Genomic DNA, 9,842 nt, shown 5'->3' with positions numbered 1-9,842 from the left:
GGTCTCCCCGGTCAACCCTCGGGTGAGCGGGCTGTGGGCAGCGCGAGGGGCAGCGCGCTGAGCGCGACGGGGAGGGGGGCCCGAGCGATGGCGTGCGGCCCGCGGGATCCGCCGGGGCGGCGGGGCGGGGGCAGGGAGCGGGCAGAGGGGTGCAGCGGGGCAGCGCCGAAGGCGGGAGCGGGGCCGCGGCGAGGAACGGCTGGGGCCGCCGCCCGTGACGTGCGGGCAGCGGGCGCGGGCGAGGGGGGCCTGCCCGGCGAGGGGGGATATCCTGCACGGGGGCGATGACGCGCAGCCGGCTGCCAGGGCGGGGGCAGGCGAGGCCATCGACGGCGACCACGCGGCGCCTCAGCGTGGCCCAACGGCCCGCGCCCGGGGGGCGCGGGCGCCGCGGGGGCGGGCAGCGCCCGCAGGCGTCGTCAGGGCGGGCGCCGGGCGTCCGGAGCGGACGACCAGCGGGCGCCCGCGAGCAGGGGGGGCGAGGGCGCCGTGATACTCCACCACGGTGATCGCGGGGCGGGGGATGATGGCCGCGAGCTTTTCCATGCACTCGAGGGGGCTCGAACAGCAGATGGGAGGTGCCAGCGCGCCACACCGTTTTGAGCTCGACCAGGACGCGGCCGTCGGTGCGGCGGCGCACGCGATCCTGGGCGCCGGACGGGCGAGGTCTCGCTGAGGGGGTCGGCGGGCGCGCTATCGTCTTCCGGCTCGAGCTGGCGGCGGGTGAGCAGCCGCCCGACGCGGGCACGGACAGTGGCGAGGACCTTGAGAACATGAGCGATGAGGGCGATTGAACGTGAGAACTGTCAATCCAGAATCAGGGCCGATGCGGATAGCGTTTGACCGCGGCAGCGGCATGGCCTAGTTGTGGGGAGGCTTCTCACCCCCACACCGGGAGGATGGCATGGCCGGACGTCCGCTGCCGACCGAGCAGGAAGTGCGCGCCTGGATCCGCGAGCGCCGCAACTGGGGGCGCTGGGGCAAGGACGACCAGCGCGGCGCGATGAACCTCGTTACTCCGGAGAAGCGGGTCGCGGCGGCGCGGCTCGTGAAGACCGGCCGGAGTATCTCGCTCAGCCGGCCCTTCCCGAAGGAGCCCGGGCTCAACAACGCGCTGCCGGCGCAGCACTACATGAAGATCATTCCGCGCGGCAAGGGCGCCTACGCCGGCGACTATTACGGCATCTTCTACCACGGCGTCGCCTCGACCCACATCGACGCTCTCTGCCACACCTGGGACGACGAGGCGATGTGGAACGGGCGCGACCCGAAGAAGGAGATCACCTTCGACGGCGCGACGTTCGGCTCCATCGAGCACTGGTCCGACGGCATCATCACCCGCGGGGTTATGCTGGACGTTCCGCGCCATCGCGGCGTGCCGAGCGTGACGCAGGACGCGCCCGTCCATGGATACGAGCTGGAGGATATCCTGACGGCGCGTGGGATCAAGCTCGAGCCGGGCGACGCCGTCTGCGTCTACTCCGGCCGCGACGCCTGGCAGGCGGCCAACCCGGACAAAACGTACGGGCGTCCGTACGGCGGCGGCACCCAAGAGAGGCCGGGGCTCCACGTCTCGTGCCTGCCGTTCCTGCGCGACCACGACGTGAGCATGCTCGTCTGGGACATGCTCGACCACCTGCCGATAGGCTACGACATCCCGTGGGCCGTGCACGCCTGCCTCTTCGCCTACGGCGTGGCGCTCCTCGACAACGCGCAGCTCGAGCCGCTGGCCAAGGCCTGCATCGACGAGAAGCGCGACGAGTTCATGCTGGTGATCGCGCCGCTCATGGTCGTCGGCGGCACGGGCTCGCCGGCGAACCCCCTCGCGGTGTTCTAGGGAGACCGTCATGGCCCGCAAGCCCCCATCTGCCGGACGCAGGGGCGCCGTCCCCGAGGCGCCCGACCCGCAGCACCGCTGGGACCGGCCCATCCAGTCGCCGGGGCACATGCAGGTGGACTTCGAGGAGCGGGTGGACTTCAGGCGCCTGCACGACTACCGCCTCGCCCGCGTGCGCCGCGCGCTCGCGCGCTCAGGGCTCGGCGCGCTCCTCGTCTTCGACCAGCACAACATCCGCTACATCTCGGGCACCGTCATCGGCGAGTGGGCGCGCGACAAGCTGATCCGCTACTCGCTCCTCACCGGGCCGGGCGAGCCCTGGGTCTGGGACTTCGGTTCGGCGGCGCGGCACCACCGCCTCTACGCGCCGTGGCTCCTGCCCGACCACTGCCTGGCCGGCATGGTCGGCATGCGCGGCGCGGTGCCGCCCTCGGCCGGGCTCTTCGAGCAGGCCGCGCGCGAGATCAAGGGGATCCTCAAGCGCGAGGGCGTGGCGGACATGCCGCTCGGCATCGACGTCGTCGAGCCGCCCTTCCTCTTCGCGCTCCAGAAGGAAGGCGTCGAGGTGCGCGACTGCCAGCAGGTCATGCTCGAGGCGCGCGTCATCAAGAGCGGCGACGAGCTGGTGCTGCTCAACATGGCGGCGGCCATGGGCGACGGCGTCTACCAGGACATCTTCGAGGCGCTCAAGCCCGGCGTCCGCGAGAACGAGATCGTGGCGCTGGCGACCAAGCGGCTCTACGAGATGGGCTCGGACTGCGTGGAGGCGATCAACGCGATCTCGGGGGAGCGCTGCTCACCGCACCCGCACAACTTCACGGACCGGATGCTCCGGCCGGGCGACCAGGCCTTCTTCGACATCATCCAGTCCTTCGTCGGCTACCGGACCTGCTACTACCGGACGTTCAGCGTCGGCCGCGCGACGCCGGCCCAGCACAGCGCCTACAAGCGGGCGCGCGAGTGGATGGACAGCGCCATCGAGCTGATCAAGCCCGGCGTGTCCACCGAGCGCATCGCCAAGTGCTTCCCCAAGGCGCAGGAGATCGGCTTCGAGAGCGAGATGGCGGCCTTCGGGCTCAACTTCTGCCACGGCCTCGGCCTGGGGCTCCACGAGCGGCCGATCATCTCGCGGCTCAACTCGATGGACCATCCCATGGAGCTCGAGGCGGGCATGGTCTTCGCCGTCGAGACCTACTGCCCGGCTTCGGACGGCGTCTCGGCTGCGCGCATCGAGGAGGAAGTGATCGTGACGCCCAAGGGCGCCCAGATCATCACGCTCTTCCCCGCCGACGAGCTGCCGATCGCCAACCGCTACTAGCGCCCCCATGAACCTCCGGATGCGGCAGATCTGCCTCGTGGCCCGTCAGCTCGCGCCCGTCGTCGAGGTCTTTCGAGACGTATTCGGTCTGGAGGCGTGTCACCGCGACCCGGGCGTGGGGAAGTACGGGTTGGAGAACGCGCTCTTCCCCACCGGCAACGGCTTCCTCGAGGTGGTGGCGCCCGTGCGGGACGGCACGACAGCGGGGCGCTACCTCGAGCGGCGCGGCGGCGACGGCGGCTACATGGTCATCACTCAGTGCGCGGACCTGGCGCCGCGGCGTCGGTGGTGCGACACGCTCGGTGTCCGCGTGGCCAACGAGATCCGCTATCCCGATTACCAGGAGCTTCAGCTGCACCCGCGAGACGTCGGCGCCGCGATGCTCTCCTTCAGCCGGCAGGAGGGCGGTGAGCCGGTCGACGGCCCCTGGCACCCGGCCGCGTCGCGGAGCACGTCCGCGTTCCTGGCCGCGTCTGTTCGTTCAATGAGCGGTGCCGAGCTACAGAGCGACGATCCCGAGCGGCTCGCCCGCAGGTGGAGCGAGGTGATGGAGCTTCCGCTGTCCCGCGACGAGCGCTCGCGGCCCGTTATCGCTCTCGATGACGCGAGACTGCGCTTCGTTCCGGTCACCGACGGCCGCGGCGAAGGGCTCGCCGGGCTCGATCTGGACTGCGCCGACAAGGGCCGCCTACTCTCTCGCGCGCGCTCGAAGAATCTCGCGGCGGAGGGCGACATGGTCGTCGCGTGCGGGATGCGCTTCTATGTCGTCTGAGCGCGGGGCTGGACGACGCCGAGGGCACAGCGCCGGCCGTCGAGCGTGATCGTGGGCCCCGAGCCGTCATCGCCGAGCCAGGGCGCGATCTGCTGCATGGCCATCCTGCCGAAGCGCGCGCTGAAAGCCCCCCTGCGGACCCGGCAGAAAAGGCGCGCGCCGTCGTGCTCGAGGGCCGCCGGGTCGAGCGGCTCCCGATAGTCTCCCGCGAAATATAGCTCGACCGACCGCAGCCTTCCCTCGGCCACCCCAAGCCCCAGCCGCTGGACCACGAAGGGCGTGTCGTACGGCTCGAACCAGTTCCGCTCGCCCTGGCAGAGCGCGAGCCAGCGTCCATCGGGCGCGCGCTGGAGTGCCAACAGGAAGAAGCGCAGCGTCGCCGCGTCCACGATCTCGGTGCCGTCGTGGAAGATGCGCCCCTCGCGATCGACCCGGTAGTGATACTCGCGCATGAGAGCCGCATTGTAGGCCGTGCCGCCGGGCTGGACAACGCCGAGCCCACCATGTCTACTTCTACGACATCGCCGAGGGGCGCTTCATCCGCGTGGACGAGCGAGTGATCGCGCGGGCGCTGGCGCAGCGCGCCGCTGCTTCCTCCTGACCAACGACAAGGGGTACCAGATGAACGAGAGCGTGGGATTCATCGGGCTGGGCACCATGGGGATGCCGATGGCGTCGAACCTCGCCAAGGCCGGCGTCATGCTGGTCGTTCACGACGCCAACCCGGCCGCGGCCGCGGCCGCCGGGAAGATGGCCGGCGTCACCGTCGCCGGAAGCGCAGCGGCCGTCGCCGCGCAGTCCGCCGTGATGTTCACCTGCCTGCCCAACGACGATATCGTGCGCGGGGCCTACCTCGGCTCGGGCGGGATCGCGTCGGGCGGCAAGGAGGGTCTCGTCACCTGCGACTGCTCGACCGTCAGCCCCGAGGCGACGCTCGAGGTCTCCCGCGCGCTCGCGGCCAAGGGCATCACCCACATGGACACGCCCATGCTGGGCTCGCAGCCCCAGGCGGTCTCGGGCGAGATCTTTTTCATCGTGGGCGGCGACCAAGCCACGCTCGAGCGGATCACGCCCTACCTCGAGATCATGGGCAAGATGCACATGTACGTGGGCGGCTCGGCCATGGGCAACCGCGTGAAGCTGATCCACAACGGGCTCGCCGCCGTCACGTCCGTCGCCGTGGCCGAGGCCCTCGCCGTGTGCGTCCAGTCCGGCGTGGATCCGTACACCTTCTACGACGTGGTCCGGAATGGCGGCGGCATGGCCTTCGGCACCTACTTCGACCGCCGCGCCAAGCGCATCCTCGACGGCGAGTTCTCGCCCACCTTCATGTGCGCGCTGATGCGGAAGGACGCGGGCCTGGCGCTGGCCCTGGCCCGCGCCTCCAAGGTGCCGACCCCCATCCTGGAAGAGACCAAGCGAACGTACGACCTGGCGGTGGACGGCGGCTGGGGCAAGGAGGACTTCTCGGCCGTCACCCACGTCATCGAGAAGCGGATAGGCCGGAAGCTCTCCCGGGGTTAGCGGCGGCCTGCCGCCGCCCCTATATAGATGTAGGGGGGCTCGACCCGCCCTGGCTCAGGAAAGTTCTTGACAATCCCGATAGAGATGGGGATTATTGTCGAATGAACCCCGTAACCCGAGTACAAAGCCACACTTTTCAGCGTCACCACAAAGGAGACACGACATGTCACTGAGACTGGGCGACACCGCACCCGACTTCAACGCCGAGAGTTCCGAGGGCCGGGTCAGCTTCCACGAGTTTCTGGGGAACGGCTGGGGCGTGCTCTTCTCCCACCCGCGGGACTTCACGCCCGTGTGCACGACCGAGCTGGGGTACGTCGCGCGGCTCAAGCCCGAATTCGAGAAGCGCGGGGTCAAGGCGATCGGGCTGTCGATCGACCCCGTGGACTCTCACAAGGCCTGGCTCAAGGACATCCAGGAAACGCAGGGGCACGCGGTCAACTTCCCGATCATCGCCGACCCCGACAAGAAGGTGGCGAACCTCTACGGCATGATCCACCCCTCGCACGACGAGGTCTATACGGTGCGGACGGTGTTCGTCATCGACCCGAAGAAGAAGATCCGGCTGATGATCACGTACCCGCAGACGACCGGCCGCAACTTCGACGAGATCCTGCGGGTGATCGACTCGCTCCAGCTGACCGACGCTCACCGCGTCGCGACGCCGGTGAACTGGAAGCAAGGGGAAGACGTCATCATCGTCCCGGCCGTGACGGACGAGGAGGCCAAGGCGAAGTTCCCCAAGGGCTGGAAGACTCTCAAGCCCTATCTCCGCCTGACGCCACAGCCGAAGTGACTCAGTACTACCCCGTCGCCCTCGACCTCCGGGACCACCCCTGCCTCGTGGTGGGCGGCGGTCCCGTGGCCGAGAGCAAGGTCGGGGGGCTCCTCGATGCGGGCGCCCGCGTCACCGTCGTGAGCCCCGCGCTGACCGAGCGCCTGGCCTCGTGGGCGACGGAGGGCCGCATCGCTCACCGCCAGCGCGAGTACATTGAGTCGGATTGCGAGGGGCAGCATCTCGCCTTCTCGGCAACAGACCGCCGTGAAGTCACCGAGGCGGTGGCGGCGGACGCGCGGCGGCGGGGCGTGTGGGTGAACGCGGCCGACGATCCCGTTTACTGCGACTTCCTCCTGCCCTCGGTGCTGCGCCGCGGGCGGCTGCAGGTCGCCGTCTCGACGGGCGGCGCGAGCCCGGCGCTGGCAGCCCGCGTGCGGCGCGACCTCGAATCCTACTTCACGCCCGAGTACGAGGACCTCGTCGAGCTGGCCGCTGAGGTGCGGCGCGAGCTCCGCGCCGGCGGGCTGCGGGCGGACGCGGCTTTCTGGCGCGACGCGCTCGACGCCGATCTCAGGCGGCTTCTCGCCGAAGGGCGGCGCGCCGACGCCAAGGCGCGGCTGCTCACTCGCCTCGGGATGACCGCGTGAGGACGGGACGCGTCTGCCTCGTGGGCGCGGGACCGGGTGATCCCGGGCTGCTCACGGTGCGCGCACTCGAGCGGCTGAGAGAAGCGGAGGTCGTCGTCTACGACCGCCTCGTCAACCCCGCGATCCTCGACGAGGCGCCGCCCGAGGCGCTCCGCATCTTCGCGGGCAAGCGCGTGGGCTCTCACTGCCTGCCGCAGGCGGCGATCAACGCGCTCCTCGTCCACCATGCCGAAGCCGGCCGCTTCGTCGTCCGGCTCAAGGGCGGCGATCCCTTCGTGTTCGGTCGAGGGGGCGAGGAAGCGCTCGCGGTGTCCGAGGCGGGCATCCCCTTCGAGGTGGTGCCGGGCATCAGCTCGGCCATCGCCGTGCCGGCCTATGCCGGCATTCCCGTCACCCACCGCGGGATCGCATCCTCGTTCGCGGTGCTGACGGGCCACGAGGATCCGTCGAAGGACGGCGACGCCGTCGACTGGCCGAGGCTCGCGACGGCCGTGGACACCTTGGTGGTCTTGATGGCGGTCGGCAGTTTCCCGCGCATAGTCCGCGCGCTGCTCGCCAATGGCCGGCCTCCCGAGACGCCGGTCGCACTGATCCGCTGGGGGACGACCGAGGCGCAGGAGGTGCGGGTCGGGACGCTGGCGGATATCGTCGGGCGGGCCCGGGGTCTCGAGCCTCCGGTGGTCGCGGTGATCGGTGAAGTAGTCCGGTTGCGGGAGCGCCTCGAGTGGGCCGTCGAAGCGGCGCCGGCCGTCCACGCGCTCTAGCGCGCCGCAGCAGCCTCCATCCTGTTCAGACGCTCGACCGCCTCGTTCAGGATCAGCGAGACGTGCAGGCGCCAGTGGTAGACGTCCTGCTGCTGCTGGAGCGGCAGCTTGTGCGCGAGCATCTGGACCTCCCCGCGCAGCGCCTCGAGCGTGTTGATGCCGTCGCGCAGCTCGTTGGGCCACCGCGCCGTAGCAAGCGTGTCCTCGATGTTCCGCAGTCGCTCGTAGTAGCGCTTGAGCCACCGCTGCTTCCGCCACTCGGCGATCATCGGCGCGACCCGCAGGAGCGGTACCCAGACGGCCACGAGCGGCAGGATGAGGAGCTTGAGCAGCAGCACCCAGCGCAGCGCGTGGTAGGGCAGGTTGCGGGACAGGAAGGACTCGCCGGACGTCAGGTAGGTGTCGGCCGCCTCGTTGACCGGCACGTCGACACCCTCGAGCGTCGGGAACTTGAGCGGCGGGTCGATGAGACTGCCCGGGCTGTGCACGGCCTGGGCGACCTTGAGCACCAGCTCGACGACCCGCGGATTGATATCCTCCCGCGCGACTAGCATGGCCGACGGCGAGAGCAGTGTGACGTTTTCCGGCGGGATGTTGTCCCGGAGGTCGAGCAGGCCCTCCGGCAGCCGCAGCGGCGTGAGCCCGCGGAACTTCCGCGTGTAGGCGGCCTCGCGCCGGAAGCTCGTCAGCTGCAGGTCCTTGCGGCGCATCAGCTCCATGATGCCGGGGTCGCGATACGAGGTGACAAAGAAGGCGACGTCGAGCCCGCCGTTCATGAGCTGTCGCCGCGCCTCGGCGGAGGTGAGGTTGACGATGGCCGGCGAGTTGATGTCGTACCCCTGCTCGGCGATGATGGCCTTGGCGACGGCCTCGGTGCCGCTCCCCTTGGGCCCGACCGCCACGCTGCCCTCCCGGTAGGCGATCTTCTTGTCCTCGATCCGGATGCCGCGCCGGACGAAGATCCAGAGCGGCTCGTAGTAGATGGCGGCGAGCCCCGACACCTTGTGCTCGGAATCGCTCACGACCTGGTACGTACCCGACTGGGCGAAGGCGACATCCGCCTTGCCGTCGATGATCCGCCGGAAATTGTCGACCGAGCCCGCCGTGTTGACCAGCTCGACTCTCAGGCCCTGCGCGCGGAGCCGCTTCTGGTACTCGCGGCCGAAGCTGTCGTAGACGCCGCCCGGCTGGCCCGTCGCCAGCACGATCTTGCTTGGCGGCGGCGTGCCGCCAAGCCAGACGGCGCTCACGCCGATCAGCACGATCGTGAGAACGATTCCCACGATCCAGGCGATCGTGCGACGGCGCGTGTCCTGCGACCAGAAGCTCGGCATGGGGGCTGCTGCAGGATAGTCAGCGCGGCGGCGCAACGCAAGCCGGCCCCGATCGTGATGCCTCAGAAGTAGGTGTTACCGAACGGCGACGGTGATGCCGCACAAATGTGTGACCCACGGGCAGCCTCCCAGCGGGGACGAATGTCGGCCAATGTCCACAGCAGGTCGAGGGTGAGCTGGCTGTCGCGCGCGAGCGCGATAGGATCGAGGGCCTGACACGGCTGCGCAAGGGCCTGGCGCTGGGCCTCGGTCGGGACGCCACTGAGGAGCATCCGGTGGCAGGGGGTCCGGGGGGCATCGTACTGCGTGACGACCGTGCTGCCGACGCGGCGCGTGCTGCGGCGCGTGCGGACGAGGAGCCCGTCGCGCGGCTCGACCCAGGCCTGATCGTTCGTGCGGTACGGCCGGCCGCGGGTGACGCGGATCCCCTCGCGGCGGCACCAGGCCACGAGACACGCGGTGAGGCATTCGCCCCCATGGTCACTGTGCCACGCGCGCAGGGGGACGGGCAGGCGCTGGCGGAGGAGATGGATGCCGCTGGGGACGCGCCGGTGGTGCAGGCCCCAGACGGCTTGCAGTGCGGTCCACGTGGTGGCGAGGTCGACCGCCACGAGGGTGGCGAGGGAGACGCCGTCGGTGGACTCGCCACAATGCAAGACGAGATCGCCTTGCAGGGCATCGGGGGGCCCCCCCGCTCCACTCGCTCCAGGTGCGGAGCGGGGATCTGGGCGCGCAGGGTGCCGAGGGCGGGGGCGAGGCGCCGCGGCTGCCGGGGGCGCCGCTGCCGCAGCGGGCGCAGCAGGCGATCGAGGGTCGCCGGGCTGGCGGCGGCGAGGGCCACGCGCAGGGGCGGGGCCACCACGACGCC

The 9,842-nt window shown here is 70.3% G+C and carries 11 protein-coding genes; 8 read left to right on the top strand and 3 right to left on the bottom strand.

Going from position 1 to position 9,842, the window contains the following annotated elements:
- Nucleotides 1-626 precede the first annotated feature (626 nt).
- From Q7W02_03740 to Q7W02_03725, 4 genes are all read left to right on the top strand, one after another.
- Nucleotides 627-794, top strand: coding sequence for a hypothetical protein (locus Q7W02_03740; GenBank protein MDO8475302.1), 168 nt, complete (start codon nt 627-629; stop codon nt 792-794).
- A gap of 110 nt (nt 795-904) precedes the next feature.
- Nucleotides 905-1,837, top strand: coding sequence for a cyclase family protein (locus tag Q7W02_03735; protein MDO8475301.1), 933 nt, complete (start codon nt 905-907; stop codon nt 1,835-1,837).
- A gap of 10 nt (nt 1,838-1,847) precedes the next feature.
- Complete coding sequence (locus tag Q7W02_03730) at nt 1,848-3,155, top strand: Xaa-Pro peptidase family protein (protein ID MDO8475300.1); 1,308 nt, start codon at nt 1,848-1,850, stop codon at nt 3,153-3,155.
- Nucleotides 3,156-3,162: 7 nt separating this feature from the next.
- Nucleotides 3,163-3,927: a VOC family protein gene (locus tag Q7W02_03725; protein MDO8475299.1), complete on the top strand. Its 765-nt coding sequence runs from the start codon at nt 3,163-3,165 to the stop codon at nt 3,925-3,927.
- Here Q7W02_03725 and Q7W02_03720 read toward each other — a convergent pair.
- Nucleotides 3,915-4,379, bottom strand: coding sequence for a hypothetical protein (locus Q7W02_03720; protein ID MDO8475298.1), 465 nt, complete (start codon nt 4,377-4,379; stop codon nt 3,915-3,917). The genes Q7W02_03725 and Q7W02_03720 overlap by 13 nt on opposite strands.
- 169 nt (nt 4,380-4,548) lie before the next feature.
- On the opposite strand from Q7W02_03720, the gene Q7W02_03715 reads away from it, so the two are divergent.
- From Q7W02_03715 to cobA, 4 genes are all read left to right on the top strand, one after another.
- Complete coding sequence (locus tag Q7W02_03715; GenBank protein MDO8475297.1) at nt 4,549-5,451, top strand: NAD(P)-dependent oxidoreductase; 903 nt, start codon at nt 4,549-4,551, stop codon at nt 5,449-5,451.
- A gap of 163 nt (nt 5,452-5,614) precedes the next feature.
- On the top strand, nt 5,615-6,247 hold the full coding sequence (locus Q7W02_03710; GenBank protein MDO8475296.1) for a peroxiredoxin: 633 nt from the start codon (nt 5,615-5,617) through the stop codon (nt 6,245-6,247).
- Nucleotides 6,244-6,876 carry a bifunctional precorrin-2 dehydrogenase/sirohydrochlorin ferrochelatase gene (locus tag Q7W02_03705; GenBank protein MDO8475295.1) on the top strand — a complete coding sequence of 211 codons (633 nt, stop codon included), beginning with the start codon at nt 6,244-6,246 and terminating at the stop codon, nt 6,874-6,876. Before Q7W02_03710 ends, Q7W02_03705 begins: the two co-directional genes overlap by 4 nt.
- Nucleotides 6,873-7,640: a uroporphyrinogen-III C-methyltransferase gene (gene cobA / locus Q7W02_03700; protein ID MDO8475294.1), complete on the top strand. Its 768-nt coding sequence runs from the start codon at nt 6,873-6,875 to the stop codon at nt 7,638-7,640. The genes Q7W02_03705 and cobA overlap by 4 nt, the downstream gene beginning before the upstream one ends.
- On the opposite strand, the gene Q7W02_03695 is transcribed toward cobA, so the two are convergent.
- Both Q7W02_03695 and Q7W02_03690 read right to left on the bottom strand, forming a co-directional pair.
- The gene (locus Q7W02_03695) at nt 7,637-8,974 is read right to left on the bottom strand and encodes a TAXI family TRAP transporter solute-binding subunit (GenBank protein MDO8475293.1); all 1,338 of its coding nucleotides are present in this window, start codon (nt 8,972-8,974) and stop codon (nt 7,637-7,639) included. The two genes, cobA and Q7W02_03695, sit on opposite strands and share 4 nt — an antisense overlap.
- A 62-nt stretch (nt 8,975-9,036) precedes the next feature.
- Nucleotides 9,037-9,630, bottom strand: coding sequence for a hypothetical protein (locus Q7W02_03690; GenBank protein MDO8475292.1), 594 nt, complete (start codon nt 9,628-9,630; stop codon nt 9,037-9,039).
- Nucleotides 9,631-9,842: the final 212 nt, after the last annotated feature.

Source organism: Candidatus Rokuibacteriota bacterium (genome assembly GCA_030647435.1).
Classification (GTDB): domain Bacteria; phylum Methylomirabilota; class Methylomirabilia; order Rokubacteriales; family CSP1-6; genus AR37.
The sequence above is the reverse complement of the archived record's forward strand: the minus strand, read 5'-3'. Positions and strand labels throughout refer to the sequence as shown.